Source organism: Ruegeria sp. AG6 (genome assembly GCF_056541565.1).
Genome location: NZ_JBQFYQ010000004.1, coordinates 262,293 through 283,568, shown reverse-complemented (window position 1 = coordinate 283,568; position 21,276 = coordinate 262,293). Strand labels below are relative to the sequence as shown.

Here is a 21,276-nt window from a genome sequence, read left to right as displayed (position 1 = left end):
TTCAATCCCCAACGGCCTCTTCAACGATTCCAGACAACAGGGTCTGGACCTTTTGCATTGGGCCGTCCGGATAGCTTCGGTATCCGACCTTCACCCCGTCATCGTCCTCGGCCACGAAAATCCCGTATGGGCAATAGCCGATATTCATCGGATCAGCTTCCATCACCTCACGCGAAATCTTTGCCGAGCAAAAAATAAAGATGTCCGCCGCCGCGAATATCTGTTTGTCGCTGCCGACATCATCGCCCGTTCGGTTCAACATTTCGCCAACGTGGCTCACATAGTCGATGACCAGCCCCTGCCCGACAATGGCGGACTCGACCGCAAAGGTGGCATCATCAAAACTTCCGTCAAAGGGGGTCGTGATGATATCCTCGGCAAGCCCTTGACTGGCAGAGACTGCAAAGAACGCGGCCGTGATGATTGAGTGTTTCATGATCTTGATCCTCCTCCTGAGCCGCAGTTTCTCAGATTGAGCTTCGGGGGCTTTGACCCGTGTCAAACCCCCCGAGAACTTCTATCCAAACATGTCCGAGGTGATACCGGCGTACCAACCCAGCGACTCTTCGTAAGTTGCTTTTCTCAGATCGGCATCTTCGCCGGTCTGGCTGATGAAGCCGTCCACCTTGGCGATTTTTTCCGGCGTCGCCTCGTAGGTTGCGCCAACCTTCACGCCATCATCCGTGTCGATCAGCGACCAGCATGTGTTGGAGAACTTGGCCGGGAACACCTTGGATCCGGTCAACGCGCCCCGCACGGCATTCGCGCACACTTTCGCCTGACTATTGGCCGAGAAACCCGATTTCGGCATGTCACCCTGCTGGCTGGCATCGCCCAGGACATAGATGTCCGGATCCGCCTTGGAGGACATATCCGCGGCGTTCACCGGCGCCCAGTTGCCTTCGGTCACTCCAGCCATTTCGGCAATGCGTCCGGCTTTCATCGCCGGGATCACGTTGCAGACGTCGACCTTGGTCTCTTCTCCGTCGATGGTCACCGTCATCGCGTCCGGGTTTACCGAGACATTGCCGCCACCGAAGTCTTCACCAATCCAGTCGACCATGCCTTCGTAATGGTTTGCCCAGCCTTCCTGGAACAATGCCATCTTCGAAAACTTCGGCTTCGGATCCGCCACGATGATTTTCCCAGTGGGATTGTTTGCTTTCAGAACATGCGCAACCATCGAGACCCGTTCATAGGGTCCGGGCGGGCAGCGGTACGGGTTTGGTGGTGCAACCATCGCAAAAGTACCGCCTTCGGGCATCGCCATGATCTGAGCTTTCAGAAGTTCTGTCTGCGAGCCGGCCTTGTACGCATGCGGCATCTTGTTTTGCGCCGAGACGTCCCAGCCTTCAACAGCCCCGTCGACAAAATCGATACCCGGGCTGAGGATCAGCTTGTCATACGGAACCGAGCCACCCCCAGCCAATGATACAGTCTTGGCATCGCGGTCAACACCGATGGCCCAATCGTGGACCACGTTTATCCCATAGTCGGCGGCAAGCGTGCCATAGCTGTGCGCGATATCCGACAGTTCCTGGAACCCTCCAAGATACAGGTTCGAGAAGAAGCAGGTGTAGTAGGTCCGCGACGGCTCGATCAGCATCACGTCGATCTCACCTTTGCTGTCCTTTGCAATATAGCGGGCAGCCGTAGCGCCGCCTGCACCGCCGCCGACAACAACGACCCGAGGCCTGCCCTGAGCCAGAACCATCGGTGCAGATAATCCGGCTGCCGCCACCCCGGCCGCTCCTAGAAATGTACGTCTATTGAGTGTCATCGCGTTTCCTCCCCTTGGGCACAATCACTCTGGGTTATTGAAATATGCGGCCAAGGCCGCGATCTCGTCATTGCTCAGCCTTCCGGCGATCATTTGCATAACCGGGTGTGGCCGCTTTTTGTCCTTGTATGCGTGCATGGCGACGACAAAATCCTCGTCGGGCCAATACACGATCGACGGGATACCCTCGTCACTTCCTTCGATCTGATGACATGTCGTGCATTCGCTGCTGAGATATGCGCCGTATTCGGGATCTCCCTGAATCGCCAGGATCGCTGGATCGACGGAATGGTCCGTGCCTTTCGCGGTTGGGTCCGCTTCGGGAATATCCCGAGGGTTGTCTGAAAACCCCCGCAAATAGGCAATCACATTGGCCCGGTCTTCCGGGTCTTTCAGACCGCGAAAGCTCATCCTTGTGCCCGACGCAAATGCACGTGGATCTTCGATATAGGCTGACAGAGTGTCAGCGTGCCATTCCAAACCCGAATTTCCCGCGCGCACCAGGCTTTTGGAATAATTGAAACCGTCAAGGCCCGCGGCCTTGCGCCCAAAGACACCATTCAGATGCGGGCCGATTTTGTTTTCCGCTCCTTCGCCAACCTGATGGCAGCCCTTGCATTTGGCGAACACCGTTTTCCCGGCCTCGGCATCACCAAGGTCTTCGGTTGCGTAGGTCGATGTGGCGAAAGCCGCCAAGACCGCCGTGCACGCCAGTATGTCCGGCCACCGCATGATCAGCTTCCGAACGATTTGAGGTAGACAATCACGGCCTCAACGTCGTCTGGCTTCCTGAGCCCCGCAAAAGACATTCGCGTGCCCTTCATGTAATCCTTGGGTTTCGTCAGGAAGGCCGCCATTTCCTCATCCGTCCAAACAAGGCCGGCCTCGGATGCGGCTTTCATCGCCTTGGAGTATTTGAACCCCTCGACCGATCCTGCATTGGCCCCGACAATTCCGTTCAACGCCGGCCCGGTGCCGTGCTTTGCACCTTCACCCACCTGATGGCAGGCTTTGCACTTCTTGAAGACTTTCGCTCCGGCGGCAACCAGTTCCGTTGCTTCGTCGGTCTTTTCGGCCTCTTGAACGGCTGGCTCCGCGGCGGCTTTTTCCTCGGGCTTGGGTGCCGCTGCCGGAATGAACGACGGGCCGTCCGCAGTGAATGTCGGCAACCCCTCAACGGTGGCATCATTCATCACCGAGTTCGACCCACCTTCGGGCGGCGTCTCGACCAGAAAAACGGAACGCATTGTGACAGCGGCCTCTGCCTTGCAGTTTTCCATGCAAGGCTCTTTGCGCGATTCGGCGTACTCGGTCTCGGGTCGCGTATCGACGACAAAACCGTCTTTGTTGTACATCTCGAATTCGGCGAAGTTTTCGTTGCTCAGTTCGAAATCGTCATCCACCAAATCATTTGAATACAGGATGTAGGCAACAATCGCATAGGTCTCATCCGCGGTCAAAGTGCCCGCCTCGCCAAATGGCATGGAACGGGAAATGTAGTCCCAGGCAGTAGACAAATGCGGCCAGTAGGACCCGACGGTCTTGACGGGATCTTCGTTTGCAAGCGTATCGAACCCACCGGCAAGAACGGGCCAGTTGTCCACACCTTCGGCAAACTCTCCGTGACATGACGCACAGCGGTCGGCAAACACTTCTTCGCCGGTCCAAACGTCGCCCGATCCGACAGGCAAGCCCCGCCCGTCCGGCAAAACGTCAACGTCCCAGGCCGCGATCTCTTCCTCCAGCGCAGGCCGTCCAAGCCCATAGGTGCCCTCGCGGCTGGGCGCAGGTGCGGTCAGGTTCGCGCCATTCGCAACCCGTTCCGCTGCGGCGGCCTGAATTTCCTGGACTTTGAGCTCAAGCTGGGCTGCTCGTTCGGCTTCTGACTTCGCTTTTTCCTGTGCGGCTGCTGCGTGGGCCTCAACCTGACCAATCCGGGTTTCCAAAGTTTCGATCTTCAGTTGGCCGAAGTTTCGGTTGGCGAACACCAACGCCCCCGCAAGCAGTAACGCTGTGCCGCCGAATACGGGCAGGAAAACATGGCTAAGAGACTTCGACATTCTCGGCGATCCCTTCTGCGCTTACGTACCACGTCTGGATACAGTTGTTGTGATAGACCGAGTTCTCGCCGCGCTTTTCGCGCAGCAGGTCTTTGGTTGGCTGTACATAGCCGGTCTCATCCATTGCTCGGGCCTGTAGGAGCATGGGCGCCCCGTCCCAATTCGTGTCGAGATAGAAACGTGTCAAAGCCTTGGTGTCGCCCTGCTTGCCAAGGCGTGCCGTCTCCCACGTGATGCCGCCGTCCTTGGATACATCGACACGGGTAATCTGTCCGTGGCCTGACCATGCAAGCCCTGAAATCACCAGCGGCCCGGGCCCATGTTTGATCGGCATTTGCGGGCTGGGCGAGGTTATGACGGATTTCGCATCCATCACCCAAGTCCATTTCTGGGCCGTGCCATCAGCATAAACATCGGTGTACTTTGATGTTTCTTCGCGGCTTTCGACCGCCCTGTCGACGACCTCGATCCTGCGCAGCCATTTGACCCACATGTTGCCTTCCCAGCCTGGCACGACCAGGCGCACAGGATAGCCATGTTCCATCCGCAGGGCCTCGCCATTTGCTTTGAAGGCCACCAACACATCATCCAGCGCTTTTTCCATCGGAATGGAGCGGCCATTGGACGACGCGTCCGCGCCCTCGACATAGACCCATTTGTCGGGCGAGATATCGGCGCCGGCCTCTTGCAACAGCGTGCGCAGCGGAACACCGGTGTATTCCATGTTGTGGATCATACCATGGGTGAATTGCACGCCGTTGAGCTGCGCACCCGCCCACTCCATCCCGGTGTTCGCTGCGCATTCGCAGAAATACACGTGGTTTTCGCGCGGGAAACGTTCGATGTCGTCATACGTAAAGACAAGCGGGCGATCGACCAGACCGTTTATCATCAGCCGATAGTCTTCCTTGCGCAGCTCGATTGCGCCCGAGTGGTGCCGTTCAAAGGCGCAGCCCTGGGGTGTGATTGTACCATCAAGCGCGTGGATCGGCGTGAAGTTGATCGACGAAATCGGAGAGGCGGTCAGCCACTCCACATTGCGGCGCACGACATGGGATTCATAGCTGATCGGCATGCCATAGGGTGTCTCGTCAACGCCTGCACCCGTGTACGATGCCCAATCCTGAAGCTCTGTTATCAGGGGGTCGGGCGTTTCTGCCACTGCCGCACCTGCAACTGACCCCGCGGCGACCGCAGCACTGCCTTTCAGGAAGGCCCGGCGGGACGGTTTGAACGCGTCATCCATATCTCTTAGGTCTCCATCTGTTTCTTAGACGCCGACGACATCGACGCTGGTGTTCTCTTGCACCGTTACGGTTCCAAGGTTGCGAATGTGGTTTTCGACGACATCCCAGATCGGCGGGCCCTCGGTGCCTTCGTTGACGCTGGCCCAGCCGGCCACGACATAGGTTTTCGACGGATCAATCGCTTCACCCGTCTTCAGCAGGGTCATCTCGCTGATCCGCTGCCCTTGCGGCTTGGTCACATCGATGCGGTAACCCAGCCCACCGACACGGACCATATCCCCGCCCTGCTGGTAGTAGGGATCGGGATTGAACAGGTTGTCGCCAACATCCTCAAGGATCACATGGATGAATTCACCCGTCATTTCCGTGCGATAGGCATTCGGATACGACATCGAAGTGACGTTCCAGATGTCCTCGCGCGTGATCTCCTGCCCCGGCAGGATCGACGGCCCCCAACGAACACCGGGGGACATGGCAATGTCTGCCTCCCGCTCCTTAAGCAGGGCATCACAGATCAGGTCATCCCAGGTTCCGTTGAAATTGCCGCGACGATAGAGCAACGAGTCCGTTTTGCCGATCACTTCACTGAGCGTCGCCTCATAGGGCGCGCGCTGCTCATCTATCAGGGCGGTGATCGCAGGATCCGGAGCGATAACATCAGAGAAGATCGGGATCAGCTTGTGCTTCAACCCCATCAACTGCCCATCCCGCACGTCCAGATCCACGCGGCTGACGAACTTGCCGTTCGAGCCGGACGCGATGATATGCGTTTTGCCCACCAGAACGGGCTCGGGCAGCGCATCATGGGTGTGGCCACTGAGGATCACGTCGACCCCCTCCACCCGGCCTGCCATTTTCTTGTCCACGTCAAAGCCGTTATGGCTGAGGACGACGACGACATCGGCACCGGCATCGCGAACCTCGTCCACCACGGCCTGCATGTTTTCGTCCCGAATGCCGAAAGAGTATTCAGGGAACATCCAACCCGGGTTCGCGATTGGCATGTAAGGGAACGCCTGTCCGATCACGGCAACCTTTGCACCTCCCCGGTCAAAGAACTTGTAGGGCTTGAACAGTTCCGCAGGTTCATCCCATTCGGCATCAAAGATGTTCTGACCCAAGGCGGCAAAGGGCAGCCCTTCGACGATTTCGTTGACTCTGTCGCTGCCCAGCGTGAACTCCCAATGAAAGGTCATTGCATCAGGTTTCAGCGCGTTCATGACATTGACCATGTCCTGACCAGCCGTCTGGTAACAGGTGTAAGACCCGTGCCAGGTATCGCCGCCATCTAAAAGCAGGGCATCGGGCCGGTCCGCACGGATGGCATTGATCACCGTCGAAACCCGGTCCAAACCACCAACCCGACCGTAGGTCTTTGCCAAGGCTGAAAAGTCGTCGTAGGTCAGCGCATAGGCCGACGAGCTGCCATCTTCGATCCCGTAGGCCTTGCGGAACGCGGCCCCCGTGACATGCGGCATCTGCCCCTTTGCCTCACCGATACCCAAGTTTATCTCGGGTTCACGGAAGAATATCGGTTTGAGTTGTGCGTGAATGTCGGTGACATGGATCAGGCTGATATTGCCAAAGGTCTCAAACTCCAGCAGCTGATCCTGCGTCAGACTTTGCTGTGCGGAAAGCCTGGCCCAATTGCCAAACCCGGATGCCCCGTACAGAGCCGATGCCGCCATTGAAACCTGCAAGAAGTCACGTCGAGAAATCATCTTTCGGCTTTCCTGTTTCACATATAAATGTGTGAATGTTAAACTAACGGAAAAACCCGCGCTGGACACTTCCTACGCGGGCCTGTTGTTACTGGCGTACGGCCGGAGTTTCGACTGAAAGCCCGTTGCCACGCGAGGCAACATAAAGCTCCAGCGCACGAAATTCGTCTGAACCTTCGGCAAAGGTTTCCGCCCGCGTATCACGAATACAACCGCGGAAACGATTGTGTCGCGAAATCAGCTTGGCCTGTTTCAAACGATACGTCGGGAACCCATTGATCATTCCCTGGCTCAGGTGATCTGCCCGGATCATATTGCCCCAATTGTCTTCATGACAGTTGGCACAGCTCAGCTCTAACTGGCCATAGCGCGTATAGTACATTTCCTTGCCCTGTTCCCAATACGGGGCGGCGTCACCGTCAATGGCAACGTTCATGGGCATCCCGCGTGACTGTAGGCCGATCAAAGCGACCATGCCCTGCATATCGCCGCCGGACCATTTCCAGGCATCGGCCTCCATGTGCTCGGTCCGGCACGCGTTGATCAGATCTTCCATGACCACCAGCTTGCCGGTTTCGGCATCAACCTTCGGCATGGAAGCCTGCAATCCCTTGAAGCTTTCCACCCCGTCGTGGCAAGAGGCACAGCTTTTGCCGGCAGCCCCATCGACTGTCTCAAAAAGGTCGGCAGCCTGGTCGACGAAGATCATCGCCGGATTGTCGAAATCATCAATCTGAAGGGCCTGGGTTTCATCCGTACGGAAATGCCAACCGGAATAGATCGTGTCCAGGTTTTCCAGATGCGCCGGCGCTTCGGTGACCGAGGTCATGTCCAGCTCGTCATTGATCACAAGATTGTCTTCGTCAGGTCCGGCCAATGCTGCCACTGGGAAAACCAGAACTGACGCGATCGCCGTTAATGCCTTTGTATTCATTACGTTCCTCCCTTGGTGGACCAGCGCCAAACGTCATGTCCGGCGCTGATCTGCCTTATTGGTCGAGCCGTCAGGCGATCTCGATCGATTTCTTCTCGTCGTAGACAGAGCCGTCGTCATCGTACCAGGTGAACACGAACTCACCTGCCTCGGGCACGGTTGCCTCAAACTGGAAATACGGGTTGGTTGAGATTGCCGGCTCCATCGTCACATCGACCACCATTTCGCCGTTAAACTCACAGGTGAAACGGTTGATGATCGATCGAGGTATGACGTTGCCTTCTTTGTCCTTGCGCTGACCGCTTTCCATCTTGTGGCTGATCAATGTCTTGATCGTGACGGTTTCGCCAACTGCGGCTTTCTTCGGAACCTTGACGCGGGGTTTCACACCGGATGCCATTGGTTAGTCTCCTGTTCTTCGAGGCGCGCGTGGCTATCAGCCGCCGCAGCCGCCGATTGTCACTTTCACGGTCGCGGATGCCTTGGCAAAGCTGCCATCTGCCATCTTCGCCACGGCAATGACATCCTGCGTTCCGGCAAGGCGGATACGAGTTGAGGCAGCCTGTTCAGCAGCCAGCGGGCCAAAGTTGAACGTTGCGACGCCCGGTTCGGGGTTGCCTGCTGCAACGATCAGAATCGACGCCGCACCCGGGGCGCTTACTTCGATCGGTACGGTGTTTCCGTTTTCGGCGATTTCAGGTGCCGTCAGTGTAACACCGCCGTCAGCCACATCCGCCCCACCGGTAAACGCGGCAATCGCATCCTCGGCGGCCGCGTTTGCACGAAACGGCATCATTGTCAGGAACGCGGCGCCCAGCCCAAGGGCCAGAGTTTCGCGGCGAGAGAGTTCCATTTTCAATCTCCTTTGAATCTTCGAAAAATCACGCTATCGAAGCGCGACTATTCCTCTTTCAGGGTTGCAAGAAACGCGACCACGTCTTCGATTTCCTGCGCTGTCAGGATCGACGTCAGGGGCTCGGTCGGGGCTTTGCCGGTATAGGCGTCGCCCGGGCGGATATAGCCGTCATCCTTGTAGAATGCCGGCATCACCGTGCCTTCGAACGTCATTTTCGCGTTTGCAACCAATCCGCGAAGCTCGGCCTCGGACCAACGATCACCGGCGCCATCCAACGCCGGGCCAACCTCGCCATGGAACGGGATATCGGCCAAAGCCGAGACCGAGTGGCACGCCACGCAATTGCCTTTTGACTTGTCGCCAACGATCAGCGCGCCATTTGCCGCGTCACCGGCTGCGCCGGTCAACGAGACCTCTACGGCACCATATTCACCATAGGTTACGTTTTTCGGGTCGGTATCCGCGGCAAACGCGGCACCCCCTGTCATTGCGCAGACCAATGTTAAGAGTCTCAGCTTCATGATCCCTCCCATTTGCTAACACGCCGACGGCGCTTTGCGACCCAAAGCATTTGTGTACCGTAGTCGACGAGGGCGGTCTGTCGCAACATTAAATTCATTACAATGAATTTTTTTATTTATATCCCCGGACCTCAGTCTTGTGAAACATTGTTTCGCTCCTGAATGCGCCGTGCGTGGTAGCGCTGAAAATCTTCACCATTTTCAAGTTCGTACCGCTTTTCAAAGACCCAGGTGAACAGATCCAAAGTTGTTCCCTTCGAAAACGCCCCCGGCATGACTGCAACCGCTGCATCAATGGCGGTGGCGTCCTCGGGAACCTCTTCCGACAGAAATACAAGGGTCGGCGTAAACAGAATCCCCCATTTGCGCATCAACGCTCTTTGCTCGCTCTCTTCCCCGTCAAAGTCGGTGGCCGTGGTGCTTCCGTGCAGATCCAGTTGGACGACAAAGAAATTCTTTTCGATGTACGCCGCCAGGTCGGGCTGGGGGAAAACCTCTTCGTGCATTTTCTTGCAATAGATGCAGCCCTGTTGCTCGATAAACAAAACCAGGCGCTTGCCTTCATCTGACGCTTCTTCAAGATCCTCGCGAAGGTCTTTGAACGTGTCGCGCATCCACGGTGTTTTATGCAACCCGTCGTCGCCAAGCTCGGCGGCGGAAACCGCCACGCCCACTATGCATGCCATCAAAACTGACAATGTTCGCTTCATGTTTTCCTCCCGTATTATCCGATGGCCGCAAGCCAGGGCATATGGTCCAGCATCCATTGGGCCACGCGATTGATTGAGTTGGTTGCGATCAGAGCGCCGAACAGAATCAACAGACAGCCCATGGCCTTCTCGATCAGGGGTAAATGCTTTCTGAACCGCGCCATCCACTGCATGAAGGGGCGCACCAAAAAGGCCGCCAGAACAAAGGGGGCAGTCATTCCCGCCCCGTAAACGAACAGAAGCATCGCACCGCGCCAAGCCGTCTCGGTTCCGGCCGCCGTAAACAGGATTGCAGCAAGCACGGGCCCGACACAGGGCGTCCAGCCAAAAGCAAATGCCAGTCCCAGAACATACGCACCAATCAGGCTCAGGTTAGATGTTTCACCGACATCCGCCTGAAACTGGCGATACAGGAATCCGATGCGAATCAGCCCCAGGAAATGCAAGCCCATCGCCATGATGATGGCCGCGGCAATCCATCGAAGGATATCGAAGTATTCGCGGATCATTTGACCGAATATCGAAGCCGTGGCTCCAAGCGCCATGAAAATCGTTATGATCCCTGCTGCAAAAGCGATTGCAGAAAGCGTTGCCCTGCGGCGAACGTTGCCGGAAATGACTGAACTTGCAGAAATCTGCTCCATCCCGACACCCGCCAGGTAACTGAGGTAAAACGGCACAATCGGCAGGATGCACGGGGACAGAAATGACAACACCCCTGCGACCAAAGCCCCTGCAAAAGTGATGTCGAGCATGGTCAAACCCGTCCTGGCACGCTATCATTCATACATTCAAAGTAATAAAGATATAACGCTGCGGTCAATCGGAGCTTGAGATGCGCCACCTTTTCCTGCTTGTGCTTGCGGTCACGTTGCTTGTTTCGCCTTTGGCTTTACGGGCTGAAATGACGCTTCTGATGGCCGAAGAAGATGGGTGCATGTGGTGTGCCCGATGGGATTCCGAAATCTCGGGGATCTACCCGAAAACACAGGAAGGAAATGCCGCCCCGCTTCGGCGTGTCGACATCCATGAAACCCTGCCGGATGGGATCACCCTAAAACGACCTCTCCACTACACTCCGACCTTTGTTTTGTTGGACAACGGCCACGAAGTCGGCCGGATCGAAGGCTACCCCGGCGAAGACTTTTTCTGGGGGTTGTTGGGCGTGATGCTACGTGACGCAGGGGTACAGGTTGAGACCTCTGGCTAATCGGCGGCAAATTACATAAACTGTTTTGAATGCGTGAAGCTGAGAAAGCGAGGCGATCCTTTTGGACAAACCATCGAAACTGCCGGTGTTCACAAAGGACATGTGTGCAGAAGATCTGGACCGAATGATGGAGAATGCCCAGACGGCATCAAACTTCCTGAAGGCCATCAGCCACGAAGGGCGTCTGATGATCTTGTGCTATCTGTCATCGGGTGAAAAGTCCGTCACCCAGATGGAAGAGATGCTGTCGGCGAGACAGGCCGCCGTATCCCAACAATTATCCCGACTGCGCTTTGAAGGCTTGGTCAAAACACGGCGCGAGGGTAAGACAATTTATTACAGATTGGCTGATGATCGTTCGACGCAAATACTGGAAGTCGTTTACGATCTTTTCTGCCGGGAGACGTAGAAGCCGGTCAAGACGCCGCCAGCTTTGGGAGGAGACTGGCAATGTTCGAAGCATTGGGAGACGCAAATGCCGTTGCTCTGATCGGTTTGATTGGGGGCATCGCTTTGGGGCTGGCTGCACGCATCGGTCGCTTTTGCACGTTGGGTGCAATCGAAGACTTCCTTTACGCAGGCGATGATCGGCGACTTCGCATGTGGGCGGTTGCGATTGGCGTCGCCATTGTTGGAAGCCATGCCGCCATGGCGTTCGGGTGGCTTGACCCGGTCGGAACACGCTACCTTGCCCAGACCTGGAACCCGATCGGTTCGATCGTGGGCGGCCTCATGTTCGGTTATGGAATGGCCATCAGCGGGAACTGCGGTTATGGGGCGCTGGCAAGGCTGGGAGGTGGCGACCTTCGATCCTTCGTCATCGTACTGATCATGGGCCTTTCGGCGTATGTCGTAATGTCCGGCCCCCTGGCATATCTGCGGGTTTGGCTGTTTCCAGTAGAAATGGATATCAGCGCGCCCCAAAGCGTCAGCTTTCTAGCTGAACGATTGACCTCAGTTCCGGCGTGGCTCGTCGGTTCTGCCGTCGGTGTTATTTTGGTGGTCTTCGCTTTGGCGAACCAGCAATTCCGCCGCACGCCAGCGCAGGTGTTCTGGGGATCTGTGGTTGGACTGGCGATTGTCTCGGGCTGGCTTGGCACGAACTGGGTAGCGACCCACGGCTTTGACGGTGAGCCGGTGCAAACCCATACCTTCGCTGCACCCTTGGGTGACACGATATTCTACTTGATGACAGCGTCCGGCAACACTTTGTCTTTTGCCGTCGGATCAGTCTCGGGCGTTCTGATCGGCGCGTTTTTGGGGTCTTGGTCAAAGGGTCATTTTCGCTGGGAAGCCTGCGAAGATCCACGCGAATTGAAACGGCAGATGCTGGGCGCGGCGATCATGGGCCCCGGAGCGATCATCGCAGTCGGTTGCAGCGTCGGACAAGGCATATCTGCCTTTTCACTTCTGGTATACAGCGCGCCCGTGACATTCGCCGCGATCTTTGCGGGCGCGGCGCTTGGACTGAGACAGCTCGTGTCCGGACTGTCCTTCATTACCGAGCGCTGAGTTCTTAACACCACCATGCCTTATGCCAAAAAGGTGTCGGTCGCGCTGATCAGCCCCACTTGAGTGGTCAGGCTTTGTAAGTTGGTGCATGACCGGCCTTTGGTTGACCGACAGGATGGTTTGCAGCGCTCTCACCCGCAATGCCGCAGGGTCGGTCGAGAAACCTCCACAGCCCAATCGCATGTGTCACTCCGCAAAAGGCGGAACAGGAATCTTCAACGATCTTCAATGCTAAAAGAACCCAGCCTTTGAGCCGCAAGCCTTCAGGCAATCACGAGGCAGGTCTTGCCTCGGACAAACTATCAAAAAAGGCAACAAGGTCTTCAGCAACCGCAGCTTCGGCTTTCTGACACATTGAAGATCTTCCAGCGAAAACGAGAATTCGTCGTCAGCAAAGACCCTGCAAACCCACAAGGCCACTGAGGCAGCAGACGTCACCGCACAGCCAGCCAGGTCTGCGATATTTGAAATCTCCGCCCTGTCTGGCTGCACATGTTGCAGTCTCGGCAAGTGACACGCATTTCTTCGTAAAGCTTTTGTCAGCCTGAATGAATTAGTGCTTTTGCCAAGAACCGGCCTTAGTTCATGCCCAAGGCTTCTTTGTACATCTCGATGACAGCCTCTTGCTCGGCAATATCATCCTTGTCTCTTTTTCTGAGAGAAATGATGCTGCGAAGAGCCTTCACATCGTAGCCGCGCGATTTACTCTCTGCGTACACTTCCTTTATTTGATCCGCGATGTCTTTCTTTTCCAACTCCAGGCGCTCGATACGCTCAACAAATTGGCGCAGCTCCCCAGAGGTGACCTTGTAACTTGCTTCTGCTTCTTCCGACATGCTCATCCAATTCTTCCCAATTCTGGATCATCACCGCTAAGAGAATACAGTTCATACCTCGTGTATTCGTCTCAAGCTGTGGTTGCTACACACAAAACAGTTTTCTGGAGGCAAAAGCAACGACGTGCCCGGGCCTCGGCCATGGCTTCTTTCCGCTGTTCCACCAGGTTGTTTTCACCGCATCCAGACCCTCAAACCGTTCGATGAACTGGCACGGCTCATCGGCAGTCACGCGACAGTTGGCGGCAGTCTGATCTTTGATGATGCCTTCCATACGCGTCGGTCCCAAGGGCTGAAATCTGATGCAGGAAGCCGGATACAATGCCGCCGCCCGGGTCGCAAGCACCCAATCCCACCCAATCCCCAAGCGCACTTGTACGGCGTGATCCGTTCCGGTAAGCGCTGGGGTAGTTCACGAAGAGATGTAGGGCACCATGTTCGAATTCATCACTTGGGGCGGCGCAGCCCTTTCTCTGACCGGCCTCGCCGGCCTGATCTGGTGCATTCTTCGCGTGATGAAAGCGCGCAAGGCGGGTCTGTCAGACGACGAACTGCGCGCGACCGTTCAGGGCGTTTTGCCCTGGAACCTGGCGTCTTTGTTCCTGTCCGTCCTTGGATTGATGCTGGTCATCCTCGGGATATCCTTTGGATGACCACTTGTTTCAAATCGGCAGGTTATCGAACTGCGCTTCAATGGCGTCTTCGCACAGGGCTGCATCCAGACGCCGCAGGCGGGACGGCACCTGCATCCCCTGCTGTCGCATACGGTCGACAACCTTGCTCACACTCGGTTGAAGCGCCAAACGCGTATCAAGGCTCGCATTTCTGAGCTCTTGTTCAAGCCGTTCTGCTTCGGAATAGAGACTTGTTGATGTCATAGTACCCTCCCAAGTGTCGCCAGTATCCCAGATATAGGTAACGGGAATAAGACCCGCTGATATTAACCTGAAATTGTGCAGGATATTGCCCAACACATTCGCGTTTTCGGCAATCCGGCGCGGATGGGCTAAAGTTTAAGCTGATTTAATCGTGAATGCCTTGACGCGCATCAAACACAGGTTCGATGTTGCGTCACATTCCATTTTACATATATGATAATGACAACCGATACGGAGGAAATCATGACACCCGCAGTGAAAGCGTTTTTTGACGATCAAACCTTCACGGTGTCCTATGTTGTTCATGAACCGCAAGGGCGTGCCTGCGCCATCATCGACAGTGTTCTGGATTTCGATCATGCTTCGGGGCGCACAGAGACAAAATCGGCTGACGCAATCATCGACTTTGTGCGCGCGCGCGATCTAAAGGTCGAATGGATTCTGGAAAGCCACGTTCACGCCGATCACCTGTCTGCGGCCCCCTACCTGCAACAGGAACTGGGCGGCAAAATTGGAATTGGCGCTCAGATCGTCACCGTGCAGGACACGTTCGGCAAAGTCTTCAATGAAGGAACCGAGTTCCAGCGCGATGGCAGCCAGTTCGACGCCTTGTTCTCGGAGGGGGACAGTTTTCACATTGGGCAGATGCGCGGCGATGTTCTCCATACCCCGGGCCATACCCCGGCCTGCCTGACCTATGTGATAGGCGACGCCGCCTTTGTGGGCGACACGCTGTTCATGCCGGATTTCGGCACGGCCCGCTGCGATTTTCCCGGAGGCTCCTCAGCCACATTGTTTGAATCGATCCAAAAAATCCTGTCGCTGCCGGACGAAACGCGCATCTTTGTCGGGCACGACTACAAAGCGCCGGGCCGCGATGAATACGCCTGGGAAACGACGGTAGGCGAACAGAAAGCGCTGAACGTCCATATCGGACAAGGACGCAGCATCAAAGAATTCGTGGAAATGCGTGACGCAAGGGACGCCACCCTTGCCATGCCGCGCCTGATCCTGCCCTCTTTGCAGGTCAACATGCGGGCGGGGCAGATGCCGCCTGCCGATGAGCAAGGCGATGTATTCCTGAAGCTGCCGGTGAACAAAATCTGACGCGAGACAAGTCACTCTAAAAAGGATTATCCCACATGAACATCGAGTGGATCTGGGGGCTGTGCGGTGGCCTGCTGATTGGCCTGGGCGGAGCCATGTACCTGCTTGGAAATGGCAGGATCATGGGTGCAAGCGGCATTTTGGGTGGCCTTGTCGATGGTGAGGCCGGCGACACCAAAGCTGAACGTCTGGCCTTCATCGCCGGGTTGATCGGAATGCCGCTTCTGCTGCGGCCACTGATCGCCCCCGAGACCCAAACGCATCTCACCAGCAATCTGGGCCTTGTTGTTGTGGCCGGGCTTCTGGTCGGTGTGGGAACGCGTATCGCCAATGGCTGCACGTCGGGTCACGGGGTCTGTGGCATCTCGCGATTTTCTCTGCGCGGCATCGTGGCCACCGTATTCTATATTCTTGCCGGCGGAATGACCCTCGTTCTGCTGCGCCATGTTTGGGGATTGATCTGATGCGCCTTTTGATTGCTTTGCTCGCAGGATCGCTGTTCGGTGCCGGATTGTTGATTTCGGGCATGACGGACACGACCAAGGTTCAGGGCTGGCTGGATGTTTTCGGAAACTGGGACCCGACCCTGGCCTTTGTGATGGGCGGCGCCATCCTGCCGATGCTTGTAGCCTGGAGGCTAACCTCTGGGCGCAAGGCCTTGACCGGAGGCGATTTTCCATCTCCTCCGAGGTCCGAGGTTGATCGCAGGCTCATCATTGGTTCCGTCCTGTTCGGAATGGGCTGGGGCTTGGCCGGGCTTTGCCCGGGACCGGCGATGGCCTCGCTGACCTATGGTGGTTTGGGTGGCCTGGTCTTCCTGATCGCGATGGTTGCAGGCATGTTCATCGCGCCAACGCTGGGGGCGCAACTGGACAGAGCCGCAAACGCGGCCTAAGGATTTGGCATGGAGATTCGACCGATCACGCCCCGCTATGCTGTCTCACCGCAGATCACTATAGAAGACGTCCCGGCAATTGCCGAGGCAGGCTTTGTCAAGGTGATCTGCAACCGGCCCGATGTTGAGGTTCCCGCAGTCATGCAATCCGACGCGATCGGTGAAGCCGTCCGTGCGGCAGGCATGGACTACGAGGTTTTGGAGCTGACCCACCAGACCATAACGCCCGAGATTGCAAAGCAGCAGCGTGACCTGGCAGAAAGCTGCGATGGCCCGGTTCTGGCTTATTGCGCCTCGGGCACTCGGTGTTCGGTGGTCTGGGCCCTTGGTCAATGCGACCGCATGAGCACGGACGACATTCTAGCCGCCACGACAAATGCCGGATATCAACTGGAAAACCTGCGCCCTGCACTAGAGCATTTTCGCAGCCAGGCAGACTAAACCCTATTCTGCGTCGGAATTTCTGTCGGCTGCGTCAAGGCCAGCCAGTTGCGAAATCTCTGCGACCATCCGTTCGGAATCGTTCAGTGACAGATCGGTGTCCGTCAGATCCAAACCCGCGCCCTCAATTTCCGGAGGCATGGCATCCACCGCGCCGGAAACCGGTTCGACCAGGTCATCGTGCGGCTGCATTCTCCCTCGGCTTTCGATAAACTCCTGCGCTTCGTCCCCCGACAAGGCGGGCAGGGTCGAATGTTCGTTCAACCGAACGGCGCGCAACCCGCCACATTGACCAAGGCGGCCAATACCCGTTGGCTTTCGGTCGATGGTCAATATCTCAGTTCTGTCCAGGCGCGCCCCGCGCAATGGCAAAACACATCCAGGTTGTATCTCTGACAGATCGGACAGTGGCAGCGACATCCGGCACAAAACGGCCTTCAGTTCCGCCCGAACAACACCCGATGCCTGCTCAAGCCGGGGACCGGCCGGATCCGTGACCTCCTCTGCCTTTTCCGGCGTGGCAAGATGCTCTGGAAGAAAGATCGAGATCTGTCCCTGCTGCGCCCCGCCGGCCAGATCAACCGTCAGATCGAAGACGCGGTATTCATCTTCTGTCATGGCCAACGACAAGCCGCGCGAATCTTTCGTACGTGCCGCGAACTCGTATCCCGTCAGGCAGACCTGCTCGGCCGCAGCGTCTATTGAGCCGGCAGTCAAGGTCAGAGCGGTTTCGATGAATGGCACCACCATGGCGGCGTCCGTATCCGTAAAGGCCCTTGGGGCCGGATCACCGGGCAGTATTTCACCGATGGTTTGGGTTTGCACAATGGCGGACACCACATGCGGGCTCAGGCAAATCCCTGCGCGCCCCTCCGGCCCGTCAAACACCAACATAAGCCAATCCTGAGCGAATGATTCCGCCATGTCATCCTGCGTGCGGCTGGCCTGTTTTGCCCCGATGACAGCCAGGGGAAGGTTCAATCGATCACTTGCTGCCCGCGCAAACCCCAAGCGCAGCGCCCGCAAAACCGAACGCGGGCGATCGCCCAGATCTTTTCGTCCAACAGACAGTTTGCGCGCCAAAGCAGCGCTGACGGTTTGTGACATGGCGCCCGATCACCAGTTGCTTCAATAACTGGCTATTGATTTACCCTGCCGAGCGTTACGAAGTTCTTTATGGCCGTGTCATTGCGCGGCCTGCTGGAAAGCCAAAGGCAAGCTGACCCGGAACGCCGCACCGCCCTGCCCGGGCAAATATGTGATCTCACCGCCCAACCGTTGCATGATCTCACGGCAAATAGCCAAACCCAGACCTGCGCCCCCTGCCTTGTCGACCCCGACACGGGCAAATTTCTCGAACACCATCGAACGCGCGCCGGGTGGAATGCCGCTGCCGTTGTCGATGAAATCTATGATGACCCTGCCGCCGACGTCGTGGGCTGAAATGACCAATACCGGTTCTTCCGCGTCACAGTATTTCTGTGCGTTCGAGATCAGGTTGATGAACACCTGCCCCAACCGGTCCAGATCCGTATGCAGGGACATTCGCTCGGCCGTAAGAGTCCGGCGAACCGTGATTTTCCGCTCTGCTCCGGCCAGCGCGCTGGACACCGCCCGGTCCAGAACCGAACGCAAACTGTCATCGCTGAGGTTCAGATTGACCTGCCCGTTTTCCAGCACGCTCAGGTCCAGCAGATCGTCGAGAAGCCGGGTCAGGCGCAAGGCCTCATCGTGAATGATTGCGGCATAACGGGTCTGTTCCTCACGGCTCAGGCCCTCTGTATCCCGCATGATCTCGGAAAATGCTCGGATCGAGGTCATCGGCGTGCGCAACTCGTGACTGACCTGGCTCAGGAAGCTGTCTTTTTGTTCGGAAATCTGCGTAAGCTTGGTGTTTGCTTCGCGCAATTGGCGCGCCGTACGGGACAATTCCGACGACTTCTCTTCCAACTTCCCCGAATACTCCAGAAGCTGCGCCGATTCATCCGCCACCGCCAGCAGATCTTCTACGGAAACTGAAGACCCTCCGACGATTTGGGCAATCATCGCATGCGCCGTGGCGGTGCCGACCGACCCGCTCAACTCTCGCTCCAGCCGGTTCAGGAAACCCGGGGTCGGTTCCGGCATATGCGACCGGCCGCCCTGTTTTTCAGCCTCTGCCTGAAAGAACTCCTGCGCTGGCGCGGTGCCCAGAATACGCTGTGTCATGATCATCAGGTCTTCGCTTTGCGCAACCGAGCCGGACCAGCCACCAGGTGAAACCGAGTGGTCAAAAACATTGACGAATTGCGCACCCTGCAAACGCTCCAGAGGGCTGGGAAAGCTCAGAAGGGACGCTATGCAAAAGGCAATGGTGTTCAGGGACAGGGACCACATCACGGTATGGACCATCGGATCGATCCCTTCTATCCCGAACAGGGCATGAGGACGCAACCAAGCAAGGCCGAACAGCCCATTCTGCATGACGGCCTCCGGCATCCACGGCGCGCCCATACCTGGCAACAAAAGCGTATATATCCAAAGTGCGAAACCGACGCTCAACCCGACCAGCGCCCCTGTCCGGGTTGCTCCGCGCCAGAACAATCCCCCGACCAAAGCAGGCAGAATCTGTGAAATTCCGGCAAAGGCAATCAATCCGATCGAGGCCAGTGCCGCACCCCCACCGGACAACCGATAGTAAAAGTAACCCAACGCCATGATCACGGCGATGGACACGCGGCGCGCAACCAGAACGATGCTGCGCACATCGCCCGAGACCGAGCCCGTACCCTCATGCGTGTTCAACCAAATGGGCATGACCACATGGTTCGAGACCATCGTAGACAAGGCCATTGCGCTGACGATGACCATCGACGTTGCGGACGAAAACCCGCCGATAAAGGACAGCATGGCCAACCAGTCATTGCCCTGCGACAGCGGCACCGTCAGCACGAACAGATCGGGATTGGCCCCTTCTGGCAACAGGTCCAGACCAACGACGGCAATTGGCACGACAAAAAGGCTCATCAAAAGCAGATAGAGCGGAAACGCCCAGGCGGCGGTTCGCAGATGGCTTTCGTCATCATTTTCGACCACCATAACCTGAAACATGCGCGGCAGGCAGATAAAGGCCGCGGCGGACAGGAATATGAAAGTCGTCCAGCGCCCGGCATCGACGTTCCACTCTCCGATTTCCGAGGCATCTATCCTATCCATCATCGGGCCAACGCCACCGGCAATGCCCCACACTACGAAAACGCCCACGGCGATAAGAGCAAACAATTTGACAACGGCCTCCACTGCAATGGCGGTGACCACACCGTGGTGGCGCTCGTTCACGTCCAGATTGCGCGTGCCGAAAAGAATTGCGAACACCGCAAGCCCCGCTGCCATCCAGAATACACTGGACCCTTCGCGGTACAGACCCGATGAATCGGCTTCGGCAAAAATCGAAAAGGACAAGGTGATTGATTGCAACTGGAGCGCGATGTAGGGTGTTCCGCCAAGCACGGCAAGAATGGTCACACACACGGCAAGCGTGTTCGACTTGCCATAGCGCGATGACAACAGGTCCGCGATAGAGGTCACCCGCTGACTGCGCCCGACCCTCACCAGTTTGCGCAGTCCCCACCACCAACTGACCATCACCAGGGTTGGGCCAAGGTAAATCGTTACAAACTCCAACCCGGACCGCGCGGCATTGCCCACCGCACCATAGAACGTCCATGCCGTGCAATAGATCGACAGCGACAAGGTATAGATCAGGGGCGAGCGCAGCCACTTGCCCCGCCCTGCCGCAGCCATCCGATCGGCGGCGAAAGCCACGGCGAACAAGAAGATGACATAGCCAAGGCAAACCAGGATCAGCGTGTTAATGGTTGCCATCACTCAGCGTCCGCGTCTTGATCCTCGCGCACGCCCAAACGGCGGGCGGCAATTCCAAAAACCAACCCAACCACGATCAGAGCGCCCCAGCAGACAAAGATGTAATACATTGCTGAAGACAAGGGGACAGCCTCGCCCTTGCCGGGCTGATCGGGCCACAGCAACGGAAGCGCCAGCAGCGCCGCCCCCAAGAATGGCAGCAGCCGCGCCGCATCCGCCAGCCTACGTCGGCGATAGCTTTGACGTTCGAGAAAAAGCGAGGGGCGTGCGCCCTGTGGTGCGCCCTTTTTGCCCTCGCCAGACATCATATTCGCGTCGCCTGCGCGTGAAGATCGCGCACAGCCGTCAGAACTTCGGCATTGGAAAACGGTTTGGTCATGAAACGGCTGACACCAGCGTTTTCCGCCATTTCCCTGTCGCGCGATTGACCGCGCGCCGTCAGCATCAAAACCGGCAAACCTGCCAGCTCTTCCATCTCTCGGATGTCCCGCAGGATATCCATGCCACTCTTGCCCGGCAGCATGACGTCCAGAATGACCAGATCGGGCTGTGCCCTCTGAATCACCTGAACCGCATCCGTGCCATCGCCATGCGTGTCCACCTGCCATCCCTCGCGGGTCAGCAGAAACCGGATAGCTTCGGCAATGTTCGGCTCGTCCTCGATTAACAGAACCTTACGGCTCATATTTTCAGTTCCTCCCCAA

27 protein-coding genes are annotated in these 21,276 nt (G+C 57.0%); 8 read left to right on the top strand and 19 right to left on the bottom strand.

Annotated features, from left to right (window positions below; all coding sequences use genetic code 11):
• Window position 1: 1 nt before the first annotated feature.
• The 12 genes from ACR0I0_RS12105 to ACR0I0_RS12050 form a co-directional block, all read right to left on the bottom strand.
• Window positions 2-436 (bottom strand): DUF302 domain-containing protein, encoded by a 435-nt coding sequence (locus ACR0I0_RS12105; protein ID WP_480491590.1) that lies wholly within the window; start codon window positions 434-436, stop codon window positions 2-4.
• Between the two features lie 81 nt (window positions 437-517).
• Window positions 518-1,780 carry an FCSD flavin-binding domain-containing protein gene (locus ACR0I0_RS12100; protein WP_480491589.1) on the bottom strand — a complete coding sequence of 421 codons (1,263 nt, stop codon included), beginning with the start codon at window positions 1,778-1,780 and terminating at the stop codon, window positions 518-520.
• 24 nt (window positions 1,781-1,804) lie between these two features.
• Window positions 1,805-2,512: a c-type cytochrome gene (locus tag ACR0I0_RS12095; RefSeq protein ID WP_171724371.1), complete on the bottom strand. Its 708-nt coding sequence runs from the start codon at window positions 2,510-2,512 to the stop codon at window positions 1,805-1,807.
• Window positions 2,513-2,514: 2 nt separating this feature from the next.
• The gene (locus tag ACR0I0_RS12090; RefSeq protein ID WP_209547055.1) at window positions 2,515-3,840 is read right to left on the bottom strand and encodes a c-type cytochrome; all 1,326 of its coding nucleotides are present in this window, start codon (window positions 3,838-3,840) and stop codon (window positions 2,515-2,517) included.
• Window positions 3,824-5,086 carry a sulfite dehydrogenase gene (gene soxC / locus ACR0I0_RS12085; protein ID WP_171638141.1) on the bottom strand — a complete coding sequence of 421 codons (1,263 nt, stop codon included), beginning with the start codon at window positions 5,084-5,086 and terminating at the stop codon, window positions 3,824-3,826. The genes ACR0I0_RS12090 and soxC overlap by 17 nt, the downstream gene beginning before the upstream one ends.
• A gap of 24 nt (window positions 5,087-5,110) precedes the next feature.
• On the bottom strand, window positions 5,111-6,808 hold the full coding sequence (soxB, locus tag ACR0I0_RS12080) for a thiosulfohydrolase SoxB (RefSeq protein ID WP_480491587.1): 1,698 nt from the start codon (window positions 6,806-6,808) through the stop codon (window positions 5,111-5,113).
• An 88-nt stretch (window positions 6,809-6,896) separates the two neighbouring features.
• Entirely contained in the window at window positions 6,897-7,742 is an 846-nt protein-coding gene (soxA, locus tag ACR0I0_RS12075; protein ID WP_480491586.1) for a sulfur oxidation c-type cytochrome SoxA, read from the bottom strand.
• A 70-nt stretch (window positions 7,743-7,812) separates the two neighbouring features.
• Entirely contained in the window at window positions 7,813-8,142 is a 330-nt protein-coding gene (soxZ, locus tag ACR0I0_RS12070; protein ID WP_171724376.1) for a thiosulfate oxidation carrier complex protein SoxZ, read from the bottom strand.
• Window positions 8,143-8,178: 36 nt separating this feature from the next.
• On the bottom strand, window positions 8,179-8,595 hold the full coding sequence (gene soxY / locus ACR0I0_RS12065; RefSeq protein WP_152457370.1) for a thiosulfate oxidation carrier protein SoxY: 417 nt from the start codon (window positions 8,593-8,595) through the stop codon (window positions 8,179-8,181).
• A 47-nt stretch (window positions 8,596-8,642) separates the two neighbouring features.
• The gene (soxX, locus tag ACR0I0_RS12060) at window positions 8,643-9,119 is read right to left on the bottom strand and encodes a sulfur oxidation c-type cytochrome SoxX (protein WP_171638149.1); all 477 of its coding nucleotides are present in this window, start codon (window positions 9,117-9,119) and stop codon (window positions 8,643-8,645) included.
• 131 nt (window positions 9,120-9,250) lie between these two features.
• Entirely contained in the window at window positions 9,251-9,829 is a 579-nt protein-coding gene (locus tag ACR0I0_RS12055; protein WP_480491584.1) for a thioredoxin family protein, read from the bottom strand.
• Window positions 9,830-9,843: 14 nt separating this feature from the next.
• Window positions 9,844-10,584: a cytochrome c biogenesis CcdA family protein gene (locus ACR0I0_RS12050; RefSeq protein ID WP_171724378.1), complete on the bottom strand. Its 741-nt coding sequence runs from the start codon at window positions 10,582-10,584 to the stop codon at window positions 9,844-9,846.
• An 80-nt stretch (window positions 10,585-10,664) separates the two neighbouring features.
• Here ACR0I0_RS12050 and ACR0I0_RS12045 point away from each other — a divergent pair, with 80 nt between their 5' ends.
• The 3 genes from ACR0I0_RS12045 (at window position 10,665) to ACR0I0_RS12035 (ending at window position 12,551) form a co-directional block, all read left to right on the top strand.
• Complete coding sequence (locus ACR0I0_RS12045) at window positions 10,665-11,039, top strand: thioredoxin domain-containing protein (protein ID WP_171638155.1); 375 nt, start codon at window positions 10,665-10,667, stop codon at window positions 11,037-11,039.
• Window positions 11,040-11,139: 100 nt separating this feature from the next.
• Window positions 11,140-11,448 (top strand): ArsR/SmtB family transcription factor, encoded by a 309-nt coding sequence (locus ACR0I0_RS12040; protein WP_152459831.1) that lies wholly within the window; start codon window positions 11,140-11,142, stop codon window positions 11,446-11,448.
• A 41-nt stretch (window positions 11,449-11,489) separates the two neighbouring features.
• Complete coding sequence (locus ACR0I0_RS12035) at window positions 11,490-12,551, top strand: YeeE/YedE family protein (RefSeq protein WP_480491582.1); 1,062 nt, start codon at window positions 11,490-11,492, stop codon at window positions 12,549-12,551.
• Window positions 12,552-13,129: 578 nt separating this feature from the next.
• Here the strand turns inward: ACR0I0_RS12035 and ACR0I0_RS12030 are convergent.
• Together ACR0I0_RS12030 and ACR0I0_RS12025 are read right to left on the bottom strand one after the other, a co-directional pair.
• Complete coding sequence (locus ACR0I0_RS12030; protein ID WP_152457363.1) at window positions 13,130-13,393, bottom strand: DUF2312 domain-containing protein; 264 nt, start codon at window positions 13,391-13,393, stop codon at window positions 13,130-13,132.
• 79 nt (window positions 13,394-13,472) lie between these two features.
• Window positions 13,473-13,661, bottom strand: coding sequence for a hypothetical protein (locus tag ACR0I0_RS12025; RefSeq protein WP_171638158.1), 189 nt, complete (start codon window positions 13,659-13,661; stop codon window positions 13,473-13,475).
• A 160-nt stretch (window positions 13,662-13,821) separates the two neighbouring features.
• Between ACR0I0_RS12025 and ACR0I0_RS12020 the strand changes: the two genes are divergently transcribed.
• A complete protein-coding gene (locus ACR0I0_RS12020; protein WP_171117671.1) occupies window positions 13,822-14,040 on the top strand; it encodes a hypothetical protein in 219 nt (72 codons plus the stop codon).
• A 9-nt stretch (window positions 14,041-14,049) separates the two neighbouring features.
• On the opposite strand, the gene ACR0I0_RS12015 is transcribed toward ACR0I0_RS12020, so the two are convergent.
• A complete protein-coding gene (locus ACR0I0_RS12015) occupies window positions 14,050-14,265 on the bottom strand; it encodes a hypothetical protein (protein ID WP_480491580.1) in 216 nt (71 codons plus the stop codon).
• 243 nt (window positions 14,266-14,508) lie between these two features.
• On the opposite strand from ACR0I0_RS12015, the gene ACR0I0_RS12010 reads away from it, so the two are divergent.
• The 4 genes from ACR0I0_RS12010 to ACR0I0_RS11995 are packed head-to-tail and all read left to right on the top strand — an operon-like array spanning window position 14,509 to window position 16,708.
• Window positions 14,509-15,372 carry an MBL fold metallo-hydrolase gene (locus ACR0I0_RS12010; RefSeq protein WP_480491579.1) on the top strand — a complete coding sequence of 288 codons (864 nt, stop codon included), beginning with the start codon at window positions 14,509-14,511 and terminating at the stop codon, window positions 15,370-15,372.
• 35 nt (window positions 15,373-15,407) lie between these two features.
• Window positions 15,408-15,836: a YeeE/YedE family protein gene (locus ACR0I0_RS12005; protein ID WP_480491577.1), complete on the top strand. Its 429-nt coding sequence runs from the start codon at window positions 15,408-15,410 to the stop codon at window positions 15,834-15,836.
• Window positions 15,836-16,267 (top strand): DUF6691 family protein, encoded by a 432-nt coding sequence (locus ACR0I0_RS12000; RefSeq protein WP_480491575.1) that lies wholly within the window; start codon window positions 15,836-15,838, stop codon window positions 16,265-16,267. The genes ACR0I0_RS12005 and ACR0I0_RS12000 overlap by 1 nt, the downstream gene beginning before the upstream one ends.
• Window positions 16,268-16,276: 9 nt before the next feature.
• The gene (locus ACR0I0_RS11995; RefSeq protein ID WP_480491573.1) at window positions 16,277-16,708 is read left to right on the top strand and encodes a protein tyrosine phosphatase family protein; all 432 of its coding nucleotides are present in this window, start codon (window positions 16,277-16,279) and stop codon (window positions 16,706-16,708) included.
• Between the two features lie 3 nt (window positions 16,709-16,711).
• Here ACR0I0_RS11995 and ACR0I0_RS11990 read toward each other — a convergent pair whose 3' ends face one another.
• The 4 genes from ACR0I0_RS11990 to ACR0I0_RS11975 form a co-directional block, all read right to left on the bottom strand.
• Window positions 16,712-17,815, bottom strand: a complete 1,104-nt coding sequence (locus ACR0I0_RS11990) for a FliM/FliN family flagellar motor C-terminal domain-containing protein (RefSeq protein WP_480491571.1) — start codon at window positions 17,813-17,815, stop codon at window positions 16,712-16,714.
• Between the two features lie 78 nt (window positions 17,816-17,893).
• Window positions 17,894-20,572 (bottom strand): sensor histidine kinase, encoded by a 2,679-nt coding sequence (locus ACR0I0_RS11985; protein WP_171638170.1) that lies wholly within the window; start codon window positions 20,570-20,572, stop codon window positions 17,894-17,896.
• Window positions 20,572-20,880 carry a hypothetical protein gene (locus tag ACR0I0_RS11980; RefSeq protein WP_245218138.1) on the bottom strand — a complete coding sequence of 103 codons (309 nt, stop codon included), beginning with the start codon at window positions 20,878-20,880 and terminating at the stop codon, window positions 20,572-20,574. Before ACR0I0_RS11980 ends, ACR0I0_RS11985 begins: the two co-directional genes overlap by 1 nt.
• Complete coding sequence (locus tag ACR0I0_RS11975) at window positions 20,877-21,257, bottom strand: response regulator transcription factor (RefSeq protein WP_152457354.1); 381 nt, start codon at window positions 21,255-21,257, stop codon at window positions 20,877-20,879. The genes ACR0I0_RS11980 and ACR0I0_RS11975 overlap by 4 nt, the downstream gene beginning before the upstream one ends.
• Window positions 21,258-21,276 lie beyond the last annotated feature (19 nt).

What these genes read in the sequence shown, in the direction of transcription:
- ACR0I0_RS12105 (WP_480491590.1), bottom strand. Translation starts at nt 436, where the DNA reads ATGAAACACTCAATCATCACGGCCGCGTTCTTTGCAGTCTCTGCCAGT.
- ACR0I0_RS12100 (WP_480491589.1), bottom strand. Translation starts at nt 1,780, where the DNA reads ATGACACTCAATAGACGTACATTTCTAGGAGCGGCCGGGGTGGCGGCA.
- ACR0I0_RS12095 (WP_171724371.1), bottom strand. Translation starts at nt 2,512, where the DNA reads ATGCGGTGGCCGGACATACTGGCGTGCACGGCGGTCTTGGCGGCTTTC.
- ACR0I0_RS12090 (WP_209547055.1), bottom strand. Translation starts at nt 3,840, where the DNA reads ATGTCGAAGTCTCTTAGCCATGTTTTCCTGCCCGTATTCGGCGGCACA.
- soxC (WP_171638141.1), bottom strand. Translation starts at nt 5,086, where the DNA reads ATGGATGACGCGTTCAAACCGTCCCGCCGGGCCTTCCTGAAAGGCAGT.
- soxB (WP_480491587.1), bottom strand. Translation starts at nt 6,808, where the DNA reads ATGATTTCTCGACGTGACTTCTTGCAGGTTTCAATGGCGGCATCGGCT.
- soxA (WP_480491586.1), bottom strand. Translation starts at nt 7,742, where the DNA reads ATGAATACAAAGGCATTAACGGCGATCGCGTCAGTTCTGGTTTTCCCA.
- soxZ (WP_171724376.1), bottom strand. Translation starts at nt 8,142, where the DNA reads ATGGCATCCGGTGTGAAACCCCGCGTCAAGGTTCCGAAGAAAGCCGCA.
- soxY (WP_152457370.1), bottom strand. Translation starts at nt 8,595, where the DNA reads ATGGAACTCTCTCGCCGCGAAACTCTGGCCCTTGGGCTGGGCGCCGCG.
- soxX (WP_171638149.1), bottom strand. Translation starts at nt 9,119, where the DNA reads ATGAAGCTGAGACTCTTAACATTGGTCTGCGCAATGACAGGGGGTGCC.
- ACR0I0_RS12055 (WP_480491584.1), bottom strand. Translation starts at nt 9,829, where the DNA reads ATGAAGCGAACATTGTCAGTTTTGATGGCATGCATAGTGGGCGTGGCG.
- ACR0I0_RS12050 (WP_171724378.1), bottom strand. Translation starts at nt 10,584, where the DNA reads ATGCTCGACATCACTTTTGCAGGGGCTTTGGTCGCAGGGGTGTTGTCA.
- ACR0I0_RS12045 (WP_171638155.1), top strand. Translation starts at nt 10,665, where the DNA reads ATGCGCCACCTTTTCCTGCTTGTGCTTGCGGTCACGTTGCTTGTTTCG.
- ACR0I0_RS12040 (WP_152459831.1), top strand. Translation starts at nt 11,140, where the DNA reads ATGTGTGCAGAAGATCTGGACCGAATGATGGAGAATGCCCAGACGGCA.
- ACR0I0_RS12035 (WP_480491582.1), top strand. Translation starts at nt 11,490, where the DNA reads ATGTTCGAAGCATTGGGAGACGCAAATGCCGTTGCTCTGATCGGTTTG.
- ACR0I0_RS12030 (WP_152457363.1), bottom strand. Translation starts at nt 13,393, where the DNA reads ATGAGCATGTCGGAAGAAGCAGAAGCAAGTTACAAGGTCACCTCTGGG.
- ACR0I0_RS12025 (WP_171638158.1), bottom strand. Translation starts at nt 13,661, where the DNA reads ATGGAAGGCATCATCAAAGATCAGACTGCCGCCAACTGTCGCGTGACT.
- ACR0I0_RS12020 (WP_171117671.1), top strand. Translation starts at nt 13,822, where the DNA reads ATGTTCGAATTCATCACTTGGGGCGGCGCAGCCCTTTCTCTGACCGGC.
- ACR0I0_RS12015 (WP_480491580.1), bottom strand. Translation starts at nt 14,265, where the DNA reads ATGACATCAACAAGTCTCTATTCCGAAGCAGAACGGCTTGAACAAGAG.
- ACR0I0_RS12010 (WP_480491579.1), top strand. Translation starts at nt 14,509, where the DNA reads ATGACACCCGCAGTGAAAGCGTTTTTTGACGATCAAACCTTCACGGTG.
- ACR0I0_RS12005 (WP_480491577.1), top strand. Translation starts at nt 15,408, where the DNA reads ATGAACATCGAGTGGATCTGGGGGCTGTGCGGTGGCCTGCTGATTGGC.
- ACR0I0_RS12000 (WP_480491575.1), top strand. Translation starts at nt 15,836, where the DNA reads ATGCGCCTTTTGATTGCTTTGCTCGCAGGATCGCTGTTCGGTGCCGGA.
- ACR0I0_RS11995 (WP_480491573.1), top strand. Translation starts at nt 16,277, where the DNA reads ATGGAGATTCGACCGATCACGCCCCGCTATGCTGTCTCACCGCAGATC.
- ACR0I0_RS11990 (WP_480491571.1), bottom strand. Translation starts at nt 17,815, where the DNA reads ATGTCACAAACCGTCAGCGCTGCTTTGGCGCGCAAACTGTCTGTTGGA.
- ACR0I0_RS11985 (WP_171638170.1), bottom strand. Translation starts at nt 20,572, where the DNA reads ATGGCAACCATTAACACGCTGATCCTGGTTTGCCTTGGCTATGTCATC.
- ACR0I0_RS11980 (WP_245218138.1), bottom strand. Translation starts at nt 20,880, where the DNA reads ATGATGTCTGGCGAGGGCAAAAAGGGCGCACCACAGGGCGCACGCCCC.
- ACR0I0_RS11975 (WP_152457354.1), bottom strand. Translation starts at nt 21,257, where the DNA reads ATGAGCCGTAAGGTTCTGTTAATCGAGGACGAGCCGAACATTGCCGAA.